Below are 13,947 nucleotides of genomic sequence, written 5' to 3' on the forward strand. Positions count from 1 at the left end.
TGGGCTTTTTCTTTGCTGTTTGTAAGAAGGTGGAAAAGCCTTGTAACTACTTGTTTTTTCTCTAAATCGTTGCCATTTTTTGGAGGGGGGCTGAAAGCAGGGAGGCGCAGGGCCGAACGCGCGGGAACGTTCGTTGTTCAGGCAGTCATTTTCGATACGAATGTGTGGAAAATAGGGTTTTAATCCGACCAGTTTGCCCATCCACTGCTAGTGTTGTGCCATGCCCCAGCCGTGGTTTACGTGCCAATGACCGAATATGTCGCAGCACCGCAAGCAGACACATTGTCGCACCCATTAAGCTGCGCAACGGATGAGCACCCGTAAAGACATTGTCGGCGGCCTCGACAGTCGTTTTTGCAGATGCCCATTCAATGGAAGGTGAATGTGACCTGAGTGTCTCGTCCAGCTTCACCCACCTGTCCCCCTGTTTCCTCTGCCCGAGATTCAGGAACAGGGCGACACAAGCCCCGCAAGGGGTGTTGCACGCGACGCTTTCCATCAATAACAAGCTTAAGCGGAGTACCACAGATGGCGTTCTTCACCGCAGCCAGCAAAGCCGACTTCCAGCACCAACTGCAAGCGGCACTGGCGCAGCACATCAGTGAACAGGCACTGCCACAAGTGGCGCTGTTCGCTGAACAATTCTTCGGCATCATTTCCCTGGACGAGCTGACTCAACGTCGCCTCTCCGACCTCGCTGGCTGTACTCTTTCCGCGTGGCGCCTGCTTGAGCGCTTCGATCACGCGCAACCGCAAGTGCGCGTCTACAACCCTGATTACGAGCGTCATGGCTGGCAGTCGACCCACACCGCGGTCGAAGTGCTGCACCACGACCTGCCGTTCCTGGTCGACTCGGTCCGCACCGAGCTGAACCGTCGCGGCTACAGCATCCACACCCTGCAGACCACCGTGCTCAGCGTGCGTCGTGGCAGCAAGGGCGAACTGCTGGAAATCCTGCCAAAAGGCAGTACCGGCGAAGGCGTGCTGCACGAGTCGCTGATGTACCTGGAAATCGACCGCTGCGCCAACGCGGCCGAACTGAATGTGCTGAGCAAAGAGCTGGAGCAGGTGCTCGGTGAAGTGCGCGTCGCGGTCGCTGATTTCGAGCCGATGAAGGCCAAGGTGCAGGAGATCCTCACCAAGCTCGATCACAGCGCATTCGCCGTCGACGCCGACGAAAAGAGCGAAATCAAGAGCTTCCTGGAATGGCTGGTGGGCAACCACTTCACCTTCCTCGGCTACGAAGAGTTCACCGTTGTCGATCAGGCCGATGGCGGCCATATCGAATACGACCAGAATTCCTTCCTTGGCCTGACCAAACTGCTGCGCACCGGTCTGACCAACGAAGACCGTCACATCGAAGACTACGCGGTGAACTACCTGCGCGAACCGACCCTGCTGTCGTTCGCCAAGGCTGCGCACCCGAGCCGGGTACACCGTCCGGCCTACCCGGACTACGTGTCGATCCGTGAAATCGACGCCGACGGTAAAGTCATCAAGGAACACCGCTTCATGGGCCTGTACACCTCCTCGGTGTATGGCGAGAGCGTGCGGGTCATCCCGTTCATCCGCCGCAAGGTCGAAGAAATCGAACGCCGTTCCGGCTTCCAGTCCAAGGCTCACCTGGGCAAGGAACTGGCGCAGGTGCTCGAAGTGCTGCCGCGTGATGACCTGTTCCAGACCCCGGTCGACGAACTGTTCAGCACCGTGATGTCGATCGTGCAGATCCAGGAACGCAACAAGATCCGCGTGTTCCTGCGCAAAGACCCGTACGGTCGCTTCTGCTACTGCCTGGCCTACGTGCCACGCGACATCTATTCCACCGAAGTGCGCCAGAAGATCCAGCAGGTGCTGATGGAGCGCCTGAAGGCCACCGACTGCGAGTTCTGGACCTTCTTCTCCGAGTCCGTGCTGGCTCGCGTGCAGTTGATCCTGCGCGTCGATCCGAAGAACCGCATCGACATCGACCCGCTGCTGCTGGAAAAAGAAGTTGTGCAGGCCTGCCGCAGCTGGCAGGACGACTACGCCGCCCTGACCGTCGAAAGCTTCGGCGAAGCCCACGGCACCAACGTGCTGGCGGACTTCCCGAAAGGCTTCCCGGCCGGCTACCGCGAGCGTTTCGCGGCGCATTCGGCCGTGGTCGACATGCAGCACCTGCTGAGCCTGAACGAAAAAAATCCGCTGGTGATGAGCTTCTATCAGCCGTTGGGCCAGGTGTCTGGTCAGCGCGAGCTGCATTGCAAGCTGTACCACGCCGACACCCCGCTGGCGCTGTCCGACGTGTTGCCGATTCTGGAAAACCTCGGCCTGCGCGTACTGGGCGAGTTCCCGTACCGTCTGCGTCACACCAACGGCCGCGAGTTCTGGATTCATGACTTCGCGTTCACTGCCGCTGAAGGTCTGGAACTGGACATCCAGCAACTCAACGACACCCTGCAGGACGCGTTCGTCCACATCGTCCGTGGCGATGCCGAGAACGATGCGTTCAACCGTCTGGTGCTGACCGCCGGTCTGCCATGGCGCGACGTGGCGCTGCTGCGCGCTTACGCCCGTTACCTGAAGCAGATCCGCTTGGGCTTCGACCTGGGTTACATCGCCAGCACCCTGAACAACCACACCGACATCGCTCGCGAGCTGACCCGGTTGTTCAAGACCCGTTTCTACCTGGCGCGCAAGCTGGGCAGCGATGATCTGGAAGACAAGCAACAGCGTCTGGAGCAGGCGATTCTGACCGCACTGGACGATGTTCAGGTGCTCAACGAAGACCGCATCCTGCGTCGTTACCTGGACCTGATCAAAGCCACCCTGCGCACCAACTTCTATCAGACTGATGCCAACGGCCAGAACAAGTCGTACTTCAGCTTCAAGTTCAACCCGCACGCGATCCCTGAGCTGCCCAAGCCAGTACCGAAGTTCGAAATCTTCGTGTATTCGCCACGCGTCGAAGGCGTGCACCTGCGCTTCGGCAACGTGGCGCGCGGTGGTCTGCGCTGGTCCGACCGTGAAGAAGACTTCCGTACCGAAGTCCTCGGCCTGGTAAAAGCCCAGCAAGTGAAGAACTCGGTCATCGTGCCGGTGGGTGCGAAGGGCGGCTTCCTGCCGCGTCGTCTGCCACTGGGCGGCAGCCGTGACGAGATCGCGGCCGAAGGCATCGCCTGCTACCGCATCTTCATTTCCGGTCTGCTGGACATCACCGACAACCTGAAAGACGGCGCGCTGGTACCGCCGGCCAACGTCGTGCGGCATGACGACGATGACCCGTACCTGGTGGTGGCTGCGGACAAGGGCACTGCGACCTTCTCCGACATCGCCAACGGCATCGCCATCGACTACGGCTTCTGGCTGGGTGACGCGTTCGCCTCCGGTGGTTCCGCCGGTTACGACCACAAGAAAATGGGCATCACCGCCAAGGGCGCGTGGGTCGGCGTACAGCGCCACTTCCGCGAGCGTGGCATCAATGTCCAGGAAGACAGCATCACGGTGGTCGGCGTCGGTGATATGGCCGGTGACGTGTTCGGTAACGGCCTGTTGATGTCCGACAAGCTGCAACTGGTTGCCGCGTTCAACCACATGCACATCTTCATCGATCCGAACCCGAACCCGGCGACCAGCTTCGTCGAGCGTCAGCGCATGTTCGACCTGCCGCGTTCGGCCTGGACCGACTACGACACCAGCATCATGTCCGAAGGTGGCGGCATCTTCTCGCGCAGCGCGAAGAGCATCGCCATCTCGCCGCAGATGAAAGAACGCTTCGACATCAAGGCCGACAAGCTGACCCCGACCGAGCTGCTGAACGCCTTGCTCAAGGCGCCGGTGGATCTGCTGTGGAACGGCGGTATCGGTACTTACGTGAAAGCCAGCAGCGAAAGCCATGCCGACGTCGGCGACAAGGCCAACGATGCACTGCGCGTCAACGGCAACGAGCTGCGCTGCAAAGTCGTGGGCGAGGGCGGTAACCTCGGCATGACCCAACTGGGTCGTGTGGAGTTCGGTCTCAATGGCGGCGGTTCCAACACCGACTTCATCGACAACGCCGGTGGCGTGGACTGCTCCGACCACGAAGTGAACATCAAGATCCTGCTGAACGAAGTGGTTCAGGCCGGCGACATGACCGACAAGCAACGCAACCAGTTGCTGGCGAGCATGACCGACGAAGTCGGTGGTCTGGTGCTGGGCAACAACTACAAGCAGACCCAGGCCCTGTCCCTGGCAGCGCGTCGTGCCTACGAGCGCATTGCCGAGTACAAGCGTCTGATGAGCGATCTGGAAGGCCGTGGCAAGCTGGACCGTGCCATCGAGTTCCTGCCGACCGAAGAGCAGATCAACGAGCGCGTTGCGGCAGGCCATGGTCTGACCCGTCCCGAGCTGTCGGTGCTGATCTCGTACAGCAAAATCGACCTCAAGGAACAGCTGCTGAACTCGCTGGTGCCGGACGACGACTACCTGACTCGCGACATGGAAACGGCGTTCCCGCCGACCCTGGTCAGCAAGTTCTCCGAAGCCATGCGTCGTCACCGTCTGAAGCGCGAGATCGTCAGCACCCAGATTGCCAACGATCTGGTCAACCACATGGGCATCACCTTCGTGCAGCGACTCAAAGAGTCGACCGGCATGAGCCCGGCGAACGTGGCCGGCGCCTACGTGATCGTGCGTGACATCTTCCACCTCCCGCACTGGTTCCGTCAGATCGAAGCACTGGACTACCAAGTCTCCGCTGACGTGCAACTGGAGCTGATGGACGAGCTGATGCGTCTGGGCCGTCGCGCTACCCGCTGGTTCCTGCGTGCCCGTCGCAACGAGCAGAACGCTGCCCGTGACGTCGCGCACTTCGGTCCGCACCTCAAGGAGCTGGGTCTGAAGCTCGACGAACTGCTGAGCGGCGAAATCCGTGAAAACTGGCAGGCGCGTTATCAGGCTTACGTCGCGGCCGGTGTGCCGGAGTTGCTGGCGCGTATGGTGGCGGGTACCTCGCACCTGTACACGCTGCTGCCGATCATCGAAGCGTCCGACGTCACTGGCCAGGATCCGGCCGAAGTGGCCAAGGCCTACTTCGCCGTGGGCAGTGCGCTGGACATCACCTGGTACCTGCAACAGATCAGCGCGCTGCCGGTTGAAAACAACTGGCAGGCTCTGGCCCGTGAAGCGTTCCGTGATGATGTGGACTGGCAGCAACGTGCGATCACCATCTCCGTCCTGCAACAGGGCGACGGCACCCAGGACGTGGAAGCACGTCTGGCGCTGTGGATGGCACAGCACGAAGGCATGATCGAACGCTGGCGCGCCATGCTGGTGGAAATCCGTGCTGCGAGCGGCACTGATTACGCCATGTACGCCGTGGCCAACCGTGAGCTGCTGGACCTCGCGTTGAGCGGTCAGGCGGTGGTGCCTGCGGCTGCTGCGAATGCCGAGCTTGAACCGGCCTGAGTAGTGGTTGAATGAAAAAGCCCCGGTGTCGTGAGATGCCGGGGCTTTTTTATGTCTGATGGATTTTGTGTTGATTAATCGGGCCTCATTCGCTGGCAAGCCAGCTCCCACAGGTTTCTCGATTGTTCACAGAATTTGTGTTCACCGCAGATCCCTGTGGGAGCTGGCTTGCCAGCGATGAGGGCCTTACTTTCAATACAAGTCAGGTGTTTGTTTGTTATCAAGCATCGACACTTTATCTGTCGCCTTGGTCAATAAATTACTCAACGACTGATCAAACTTCTGCAACGCCCGAACTTGCACATCCTGTTGCTGATTAATATCCGCGACGATTTCTTCCGAGCCTTTGAAGTCGGCCCAAACTGGCGTCAGTTCTTTCGCTTCAGAACCTTTTGCTGTACCGATGTAGTTCAACTTTGCATCATAAAAATCCGCACTCACATCAGCCTTGATGTCGGAACTGCGCGAGGTGATCAACTGGCTGTGGGTGTCGATGATCGCCACCACGTCGGGATGCGCCGCGCGCAGGCTCTGCATGTCCGGGTACACCGTGACGGAGCCGAACTGGCGTTGCAGCGAAGCCTTGACCCAGTCCACGGCCATGTCCGGTTTCGAGGTGTTGACGTAGGCGTCGTGGATCGGCTGCACCAGCAGGCTCTGGCCGAAACCGGTGCCGGCGTTGGCCTGATAGTCACGCAGGTATTCGCGGTTGGTCTGGGTGCTCGGGCTGTAGACCACGCCCAGTGACACGTCGGGACCGCTTTGCACTTGGGCGGCGCTGCTGCGGCCGACCGGTTGGGTAAACAGCGTGTCGAGGGACGAAACCGCTTTCGGCGCGGTGGGTACTGAGCAGGCGGACAAAGCTAAAACCGATATCGCCAAGGTACTGGCAAACGCAAGTTTCATGGTGAGTCTCCCGTGAAGCAACTTCAGTCGGAACGTCATAGTTGTCGCGGCTGTTTGTGACGGGCGCACGACAGTTGATTCAGACTAAACCCGCCAACCTGTAAATAAGCTGACAATTTTCCGTGTTGTGGCGATGTATTAGTTTTATTGGCTTTAAGGCAAAACGGTTAATTTCGTCCGGACATAAAAAGGCGCAAAACAGGGTTTTGCGCCTTTTTATTTATGGCTGTGCCAACAACCATCAGTTTTTCAAAGGGATCAGCACTTGTTCGTCCGGCGCCAATACCATGAACACCAGCAACTTCGCCGGTTTGCTTTTGCTGGCGTTTTTCGACACCAGATGTTCGGAACCGGCCGGTTCGTACCAGAATTGGCCTTTCTTGTAGGTGATCGGCTGTTCGCCCTTGACCTGGGAAATCACTTCGCCTTCGAGCACATAGGCCATGGCGGTACCGTCGTGCTTGTGGGCGATCGAGGACTGGCCGGGTTTGTAGTCGACTTCAATCATCATGGCTTTCTTGCCGGGGGCGTTTTTCAGCATCTGGTCTTGCAGGACCGTGACTTTCTCGGATGGGTCGTGGGCCAGGGTGGCGGCAGACATGGACAGGGCGAGAACGGCGGTGAAGAGGTGCAGGGCTTTCATGTTCGATCACCAGTTGGGGAGGGGTGGTGACCACAGTAGTCTGCGGGGTGGGGCGTGCAAACGGCCAATATTCGGGAAGATCGGGTGACCAATCGGCTGCCGCCAAAAAGCAAAAGATCGCAGCCTTCGGCAGCTCCTACAGGGATAGTGTAGGAGCTGCCGAAGGCTGCGATCTTTTGATCTTGCTTCTAAACGATAGGGAAACTATTGAAATCCACACTATTGGCCAGACGGCTATCGATCAGGTCAATAAACCCCTGCGCCTCGGGCCGGTTGAAGTGCGCCTGCATCGCCGCTTCCGACTGCCAGCGTGCGCTCACCATCCAGCGCTGGTTGTCCTCGGGGCAGCGGTCGACCATATAGGCGTCGCAGCCCGGTGTCTGACGCAGGGTGTCGACGATCTTCTGCAACTGCCGGCCGAGCTCTTCCGAACGGCCGGCGGCAGCGCGCACCTGGACGGTGTTGATCACTTCGTTGGACATTGCTCACTCTCCTGAATCAGGCCGGACGAATCCTGCTCATTGAGGGATAACGCCCATGCAGAATAGGCCCGCACCGGTTGATCACCAATAACCAATCGGCGGTTAATCGCGCAGACCAATCATTCACGCCACTTGTTGCAGAATGTCGCGCAGGCGATCCAGAGCGGTGTCGATGTCGAGGGTTTCGATGGCGCCGAAGCCGAAATACAGGCCGCTCCTCACCGGCTGTTGATAATAGAAAATGTCGATGGGATACAACCCGACCTCGACCTTTCTCGCCAGCTCGATCACCAGCGCCAGATCGACCGGCACCTTGCACAGCACCGCCATGTGGAACCCGGCGCTGGGCGGAATCGCCTCCAGCCACGGCGACAGATCCGTGGCCATGCGCGCCAGAATCCGCTCGCGGCGCTGGGCGTAAATCGCGTGGCAGCGGCGGATGTGCTTGAGCAGGCAACCTTCGGCGATGAACTTGGCCAGCGCCCATTGCGGCAAGGTCGAAGCGTGCTGGTCCGTGAGCTTTTTCGCGCGGATCACCGCTTCGAGGATCGCCGGCGGCAGAATTGCGTAACCCAGGCGCAGCTCCGGCAGCAGGGTCTTGGAGAAGGTGCCGACGTAGGCAACGATCCCGCGCTGGTCGAGGCTGAACAGAGAGTCCGTAGGCCGGCCTTCGTAGCGGAATTCGCTGTCATAGTCGTCCTCGATGATGATCGCGCCCAGTTCATACGCCCGGGCGAGTAACGCCTCGCGGCGCGCCTGGCTCATTGGCATGCCCAGCGGAAACTGATGCGACGGGGTGACGTAAATCAGCCGCGTACCCTCGGGAATCTGTTCGACCACAATGCCTTCGGCATCCACCGGAACTCCGCTGACTGCGGCGCCGTGGCTACCGAACAGCAGGCGGGCCGGCGGATAACCCGGGTCTTCCATCGCCACTCGGCTGCCGGGGCTGATCAGCACGCGGGTGATCAGGTCCAGCGCCTGCTGCGCCCCGTTGCACACCACGATGTCCTCGTCCCGACCGTTGATCCCGCGCGAAAACGCGATGTGCCGGGCAATCGCATTGCGCAGTGCCGGCAAGCCTTCGGGGACGCTGTAGAAACCTTTGGAGCCGGCCATCTGGCGCATCGCATGCGATACGCAACGGCGCCAGTCGTCATGCGGGAACTGGCCCTTGCTGGTGGCGCCGCCGATAAAATCGTAACGCAGCGAACCTTCCAGCGTCGGGTGCTGCAGGAACATCGGCAGGTTGCGCCAGCGCTCGATCTGTTCGGCGCTGGCCAGTTCGGTGTGGCTTTGCTTGCGCTGAACCTGCGCCGGACGGGCGTTGACGTAAGTGCCTTTGCCGATGACGCCGGTAAGGAAGTTTTCGTAAGTCAGCTGCGCGTAGGTGTCGGAAATGGTCTTGCGCGAGATCCCCAGTTGCTCGGCCAGCAAGCGACTCGGCGGCAACTGGGTGCCGGCGGCCAGACGCCCGGACTCGATGGCGCCGCGCAGCTGGTTGTACAGCTGGCCGGCCAGGTCCTTGCGGCCATTGATCACGACGTGAAGTTCCATACCGACGCGGCTCCGGGGGGCGATTGGGGTGTCGGCCAGATTACCGCTGTTGCCGGATCGACAATAGTTGCCTACCCGAAAAACTCCAAATTGGCCCCAACCCGTGTAGGAGCTGCCGAAGGCTGCGAACTTTTGATCTTGCTTTTGTTTGAAAAAAATCAAAGTCAAAAGATCGCAGCCTGCGGCAGCTCCTACAGGGGATTTGTGTTTGGCCGGGGGGCAATGGTGTGGCGGTTTTTCGTGGAATTGGGGCTGTAACGCAGGCGCATCAGCGCTTACCGTAAATCCACTATCCCGCATTCCGAGACCTGCCCATGTCCCCGCGTCTGGACTACTACAACGCCTCACCCAAGGCGATGAAAGCCATGCTCGCCATGGAAGCGCTGACCCGCGACCTGAGCATCGAGGCGCCGCTGTTGCAACTGATCAGGATCCGCGCTTCGCAGCTCAACGGCTGCGCATTTTGCACCGACATGCATTCAGTGGATGCGCGGCGCGCCGGGGAGAGTGAGCGGCGTTTGTATGCGATTGCGGTGTGGCGCGACAGCGGCTTTTTCAATCCGCGCGAGCGCGCCGCGCTGGCTTGGGCCGAGGCGGTGACGTTGTTGGCTGAAAGTCATGTGCCGGATGATGTTTACCAGTTGGCCAAAGCGCAATTCAGTGAAGCCGAACTGGTGGATCTGACCATGGCCGTCACCACCATCAACAGCTGGAATCGCCTGGCGGTGAGCTTCCGCCAAATCCCAAGCGACTGACGTACACACCCTGTGATTGAGGTGTTCCTTGTGGTGAGGGGATTCATCCCCGATGGCCTGCGTAGCAGGCCCAACACTATCCGACGCGGGTCCGTCAGATAAACCGAGTCAGCGGGATTGACGACTGCTGCGCAGCCGATCGGGGATAAATCCCCTCGCCACAGGTGTGTTTCCCCTTCCTGTAGGTGTGTGAGTTTCTTAGCCTCAGGTGTTTGACTCATTTATTGGTTAATGGGGAGGTTCCGTTATTCGCGGCTGGGCGTTGTGGTTTGACTGAGGTGCCGAAGGTGTTGCCCATGCGTGTGCCTGTTGCGGCCGGCGTCGCGAGGCCAACCTGATTTGGCGGCCGTTTGTTCACGGGAGCGTTCATTGCCTCCTGATTCTTCTGCGCAGCAGCAGCACCCTCGGGATTGTTGCCCATCTGCTGGCTCAGACAATCGTAATTCGGCGCCTTGTAGCCGCCCACCGTTACCTCCACACAGCCCAGCGGCTGTTCAGCGTGGGCACTGGCGAAGGCGCTCAGCAGCAGCCCGCCGAGGGCGATTTTCCACAGTGATTTCATGCAAGCCTCCTGGCCGGCCCGAAGCGGCCGTTCTCTGATTGCAGTCTAGTGCAAGCCTTGCGCGAATCCCGTGATGGTTTTTTTGCACCGCCCGTCACACCAGATTCATAAACAGCCATCAGGATGACGGTTTTCAGGGGTACGTCAGCCGTGCAGCGAGGCAGTTCCAGGGACGGTCTTCAGCGTTCAGCGACTCTCGTGCGCCGGGTGAGTCTGGGGCTGCTGCTTGGCTGGTTCAGCGGCGGGGCGACAGCCGGACCGGTGTCGGCCGACTTGCGCATGACCCTGCACATTCCGGCGCAGGACCTGGCCCGGGCGCTGGATCAGTACAGCCACGCTACGGGTGTTGCGGTACTGGTCGACAGCCAGTTGAGTCGCGGTCGGCGCTCGTTGGCGGTCGATGGCGAATACACCGCTGCCGATGCGCTGCGCCGTTTGCTCGGCGGCAGTGGCCTGATGGCGCGCTATGCCCGCGACGATGCATTCACCCTGCAAGTGGCGCAGGTCGAGGACGTGCCATCGGCCCCGGACAAATCCACGCCGGCCAGCGCCGCCGTGAGTCGCAGTTACGCCACCGCCGTGCAAGCGGCGATCGAGCGCAACCTGTGCCGTTCGCCGCTGACCCGTCCGGGTAGTTATCGCGCGGTGTTGCAGGTCTGGGTCGGGCGCGACGGCGTGGTGCAGCACAACCGGTTGGTCACCACCACCGGTGATGTACGGCGCGATACCGCGCTGGTGGAGAGCTTTCGCAATCTGAGGATCGACCGGCCGACGCCCAGCGCGTTGCGTCAGCCGGTCACGTTGCTGTTGTTACCGGAGTCGTCAGGGAAACGCATGGAATGCACCAAATGGGAAGGAGTTTCCGGGGGATGAAAGACACCGGACAAGGTTCGATGGTCCAGCTGTTCCTGACGTCCTATGAGGACTTTCGGGTGCGCTTGCGACGCCGTCTCGGCTCGGAAGACCTGGCCAACGACGTGCTGCACGAAACCTACCTGCGGGTCGACCGCATGGAGACGCCGCCGAACCTGCTGCGGCCCAACGCCTACCTCTATCGCATGGCCCTGAACATCGCCGCCGACCGCCGTCAGGCCGATGCGCGCCTGCTCACCGGCGAGGAAGTCGAAGAGCTGCTGCAAGTCGGCGACGAGGCGCTGGACCCGGCGCGGGTGGTGGGCGGGCAAAAGGAAATTCAGTCGCTGCTCAGTGCTCTCTACGAGCTGCCCGCGCGGCGTCGCCGAATCTTCATCGCCGCGCGGCTGGAGGAGGCACCGCACCTGGAAATCTCCCAGCGTTTCGGCATCTCCACGCGCATGGTCGAAAAGGAAATCAAAGCTGCATTGGGCTTCTGCGCCGCGAAACTGGAAAGAAAAGTGTTTCAGCGGTTCGGTCGCGGGGCCGGAAAACCGTCTTCTGAATAGTGCCCGATCATTTCGTTGAGAATCTGCGCGTTTGAACATCTTTCGACTGACACCTGCAAAGCCATCGGCGGCCGACAATCTGCACAGCGAAGCCTACGACTGGTTGATCTTGCTGACCTCGGGCCGCGCCACCGTGGCCGACGCCCGCGCCTTGCGCGATTGGTGTGCGCAAAGCGCCGAACATGCTCAGGCTTTCGAGCAGGCCAAGGTGTTGTGGCACAACCTGCAGCCTGCCGCTGAAAGGCTGCAGTCGGCTCGGCGGTTTGGCCGACGGGCCTTTCTCGGTGGCGCCATCGCTGCATCGGCGGCGTTCCTGCTGGTGCGCGGCACGATCCCCGGTGGCTTTGAAGGGCTCGGCGCCGATTACATCACCGAAGTCGGCCAGCAGAAGCGCTTCGAACCCGCCGACGGCGTGCGCCTGGAACTCAACACCCAGACCCGCATCAACCAGCGCGCCGGCGATGATGGTGTGCAGGGTTTTGAACTGGTCAGCGGCGAAGTCGAAGTACAAACCGCGCGGCTGCCATTGGCGATGCAGGCCGGAGGAGGGTGGTTGCGCGCCAGTCAGGCACGGTTCAACCTGCGCAACACCGATCAGCAAGTGTGCGTGACGTGCCTTGATGGTTCGGTGGACGTCAATGTCGATGGCCACAGCCTGCGCCTGCAGCCCGGTGAACAACTGACCTACGACGCGCAGCAAGTGGGCGCAGTGCAAAGCGTCGACACCGCCGCAGTGATGAACTGGCGCCAACAAGTGCTGGTATTCAACGGCGCAACCCTCAGCCAGATGATCGACGAGATCAACCGCTACCGCCCCGGCATGTTGCTGCTGCTCAACCGTGAACTCGGCCAACGCCGCGTCCAGGCCCGCTTCAGCCTCGACCAACTCGCCGGCGTCGCCCTGCTGATCCGCGACGCCTACGGCGTCAAATGCACCGAACTCCCCGGCGGCGTCGTCGTCCTCAGCTAGTCCAACCCAACACCCACAAACACCATAAAACCCTGTGGGAGCTGGCTTGCCAGCGATAGCGGCATGTCAGGCAATGAGATGTTGGATGTGAATACCCCATCGCTGGCAAGCCAGCTCCCACAGGGACCTCAGTAATCCAAATTATTGCAGCGGCCCCATCACCTGCCGATACCGTTCCACCCCCTGCGCCGTCTCCCGCGTCAACCGAACCTCCAACCCCAACGGATCCTCCCGCCGATTCCCACTCAACTGCCGCCAACCCTTATCCACTTCCCAAACCCGCACCTGCACATCACTCACGCCTTGCAACACCGCCACTCCATTCCCCGGCGCGGGCAACGGATACCGACTGCGCCCCTCAGCCACCGCCCGATACAACGTATCCCCCTTGACCCACCAACGCACCCGCTGCAAAGCCCCAACCTGATCCGCCGCACGGCGAATAATGTCCAGCCGAAACCCCTTGCCGTCACTGCTGCGCACCGTCAACGCAGGTGGCGCACTCGGCGGCTCATCATCCACGCCAACCTTCTTCGGCTCACTCAATTCAACACCCGCGCGCATCTCCACATCACGCTGCAACTGATTCAACGCCCGCAACAAACGGTCGCTCTGCTCACTGCTCGCCTGCAAATGACTGTCCGCCCGCGTCACACTGTCCAGCCCACGCCAGGCAATCAAACTGACCACCGCCATCAGCAGAATCGCGACCATCACCTCGATCAGGGTAAAGCCCCGTTGATCATTCATTGCACACTGATCCTGCCACTGGCATCACGCAGCACACTCAGCCGATTGAGCCCATCTGACAGGGTCAATTGCAGCGGCGGATTGATCCACTCGGCGTTAAGCACCACCTTCTGCTTCGGCTCCACCCGCACCTCCAGCTTCGGACTCTGCCAGGTGCGCGGCCGCAACTGCGGGTCATCCTTGAAATGCTCAAACCCCCGACCACCGTCACCGCGCCGACTGAAGCGAAAGCCCTTGCCATCACTCACCCACACAATCGGCCGGCCATCGGCGCGGGCCTCCGCCTGCGCCACCTGCAGCAACTGCGCCACCCGCTCGGCGTCCTTGCGCAGCAACTGCAGCGGATCCGGCTTGATACTCAGACTGATCGCCGCACTGGCAATCCCGATGATCACCAGCACCACCATCAACTCGATCAGCGTAAAGCCTTGTTGCTTGCCCACCTTCATCGGTTGCGCACTCCGTTGCGTCCAGCCC

The 13,947-nt window shown here is 60.7% G+C and carries 13 protein-coding genes; 6 read left to right on the forward strand and 7 right to left on the reverse strand.

Going from position 1 to position 13,947, the window contains the following annotated elements:
* The first annotated feature begins 528 nt into the window (after nt 1-528).
* Nucleotides 529-5,424 carry an NAD-glutamate dehydrogenase gene (locus tag AC193Q_RS04480; RefSeq protein ID WP_483879201.1) on the forward strand — a complete coding sequence of 1,632 codons (4,896 nt, stop codon included), beginning with the start codon at nt 529-531 and terminating at the stop codon, nt 5,422-5,424.
* A 192-nt stretch (nt 5,425-5,616) separates the two neighbouring features.
* Here the strand turns inward: AC193Q_RS04480 and AC193Q_RS04485 are convergent, their stop codons facing one another.
* The 4 genes from AC193Q_RS04485 to pdxR all read right to left on the reverse strand — a co-directional run bounded on the left by AC193Q_RS04485 (nt 5,617) and on the right by pdxR (nt 9,012).
* The gene (locus AC193Q_RS04485) at nt 5,617-6,330 is read right to left on the reverse strand and encodes an ATPase (protein WP_483879202.1); all 714 of its coding nucleotides are present in this window, start codon (nt 6,328-6,330) and stop codon (nt 5,617-5,619) included.
* A 241-nt stretch (nt 6,331-6,571) separates the two neighbouring features.
* Nucleotides 6,572-6,973 (reverse strand): cupin domain-containing protein, encoded by a 402-nt coding sequence (locus AC193Q_RS04490; protein ID WP_476284439.1) that lies wholly within the window; start codon nt 6,971-6,973, stop codon nt 6,572-6,574.
* Nucleotides 6,974-7,161: 188 nt separating this feature from the next.
* Entirely contained in the window at nt 7,162-7,455 is a 294-nt protein-coding gene (locus tag AC193Q_RS04495; RefSeq protein ID WP_047293918.1) for a putative quinol monooxygenase, read from the reverse strand.
* 123 nt (nt 7,456-7,578) lie between these two features.
* The gene (pdxR, locus tag AC193Q_RS04500) at nt 7,579-9,012 is read right to left on the reverse strand and encodes a MocR-like pyridoxine biosynthesis transcription factor PdxR (protein ID WP_483879203.1); all 1,434 of its coding nucleotides are present in this window, start codon (nt 9,010-9,012) and stop codon (nt 7,579-7,581) included.
* On the opposite strand from pdxR, the gene AC193Q_RS04505 reads away from it, so the two are divergent.
* The gene (locus AC193Q_RS04505) at nt 9,001-9,270 is read left to right on the forward strand and encodes a hypothetical protein (RefSeq protein WP_483879204.1); all 270 of its coding nucleotides are present in this window, start codon (nt 9,001-9,003) and stop codon (nt 9,268-9,270) included. The two genes, pdxR and AC193Q_RS04505, sit on opposite strands and share 12 nt — an antisense overlap.
* Before the next feature lie 56 nt (nt 9,271-9,326).
* Nucleotides 9,327-9,767 (forward strand): carboxymuconolactone decarboxylase family protein, encoded by a 441-nt coding sequence (locus AC193Q_RS04510; protein ID WP_041062432.1) that lies wholly within the window; start codon nt 9,327-9,329, stop codon nt 9,765-9,767.
* Nucleotides 9,768-9,984: 217 nt separating this feature from the next.
* Here AC193Q_RS04510 and AC193Q_RS04515 read toward each other — a convergent pair whose 3' ends face one another.
* A complete protein-coding gene (locus AC193Q_RS04515; RefSeq protein ID WP_047293921.1) occupies nt 9,985-10,329 on the reverse strand; it encodes a hypothetical protein in 345 nt (114 codons plus the stop codon).
* A 207-nt stretch (nt 10,330-10,536) separates the two neighbouring features.
* Here AC193Q_RS04515 and AC193Q_RS04520 point away from each other — a divergent pair, with 207 nt between their 5' ends.
* Genes AC193Q_RS04520 through AC193Q_RS04530 form a run of 3 tightly spaced genes read left to right on the forward strand, consistent with a single transcriptional unit; the run spans nt 10,537 to nt 12,720 of the window.
* Entirely contained in the window at nt 10,537-11,202 is a 666-nt protein-coding gene (locus tag AC193Q_RS04520; RefSeq protein ID WP_483879205.1) for a secretin and TonB N-terminal domain-containing protein, read from the forward strand.
* Nucleotides 11,199-11,750 (forward strand): RNA polymerase sigma factor, encoded by a 552-nt coding sequence (locus AC193Q_RS04525; RefSeq protein WP_041062424.1) that lies wholly within the window; start codon nt 11,199-11,201, stop codon nt 11,748-11,750. Before AC193Q_RS04520 ends, AC193Q_RS04525 begins: the two co-directional genes overlap by 4 nt.
* A 31-nt stretch (nt 11,751-11,781) precedes the next feature.
* A complete protein-coding gene (locus AC193Q_RS04530) occupies nt 11,782-12,720 on the forward strand; it encodes a FecR family protein (protein ID WP_483879206.1) in 939 nt (312 codons plus the stop codon).
* Nucleotides 12,721-12,861: 141 nt separating this feature from the next.
* Here the strand turns inward: AC193Q_RS04530 and AC193Q_RS04535 are convergent, their stop codons facing one another.
* Complete coding sequence (locus AC193Q_RS04535) at nt 12,862-13,470, reverse strand: prepilin-type N-terminal cleavage/methylation domain-containing protein (protein WP_483879207.1); 609 nt, start codon at nt 13,468-13,470, stop codon at nt 12,862-12,864.
* Nucleotides 13,467-13,919, reverse strand: coding sequence for a type II secretion system minor pseudopilin GspH (gspH, locus tag AC193Q_RS04540; RefSeq protein WP_047293930.1), 453 nt, complete (start codon nt 13,917-13,919; stop codon nt 13,467-13,469). Before gspH ends, AC193Q_RS04535 begins: the two co-directional genes overlap by 4 nt.
* Nucleotides 13,920-13,947: the final 28 nt, after the last annotated feature.

The organism is Pseudomonas sp. F2 (genome assembly GCF_057174385.1).

Bases quoted from the DNA above. Each gene is read 5' to 3' on its own strand.
- gspH (WP_047293930.1), bottom strand. From the start codon at position 13,919: ATGAAGGTGGGCAAGCAACAAGGCTTTACGCTGATCGAGTTGATGGTG.
- AC193Q_RS04490 (WP_476284439.1), bottom strand. From the start codon at position 6,973: ATGAAAGCCCTGCACCTCTTCACCGCCGTTCTCGCCCTGTCCATGTCT.
- AC193Q_RS04515 (WP_047293921.1), bottom strand. From the start codon at position 10,329: ATGAAATCACTGTGGAAAATCGCCCTCGGCGGGCTGCTGCTGAGCGCC.
- AC193Q_RS04510 (WP_041062432.1), top strand. From the start codon at position 9,327: ATGTCCCCGCGTCTGGACTACTACAACGCCTCACCCAAGGCGATGAAA.
- AC193Q_RS04485 (WP_483879202.1), bottom strand. From the start codon at position 6,330: ATGAAACTTGCGTTTGCCAGTACCTTGGCGATATCGGTTTTAGCTTTG.
- AC193Q_RS04525 (WP_041062424.1), top strand. From the start codon at position 11,199: ATGAAAGACACCGGACAAGGTTCGATGGTCCAGCTGTTCCTGACGTCC.
- AC193Q_RS04535 (WP_483879207.1), bottom strand. From the start codon at position 13,470: ATGAATGATCAACGGGGCTTTACCCTGATCGAGGTGATGGTCGCGATT.
- AC193Q_RS04480 (WP_483879201.1), top strand. From the start codon at position 529: ATGGCGTTCTTCACCGCAGCCAGCAAAGCCGACTTCCAGCACCAACTG.
- AC193Q_RS04495 (WP_047293918.1), bottom strand. From the start codon at position 7,455: ATGTCCAACGAAGTGATCAACACCGTCCAGGTGCGCGCTGCCGCCGGC.
- pdxR (WP_483879203.1), bottom strand. From the start codon at position 9,012: ATGGAACTTCACGTCGTGATCAATGGCCGCAAGGACCTGGCCGGCCAG.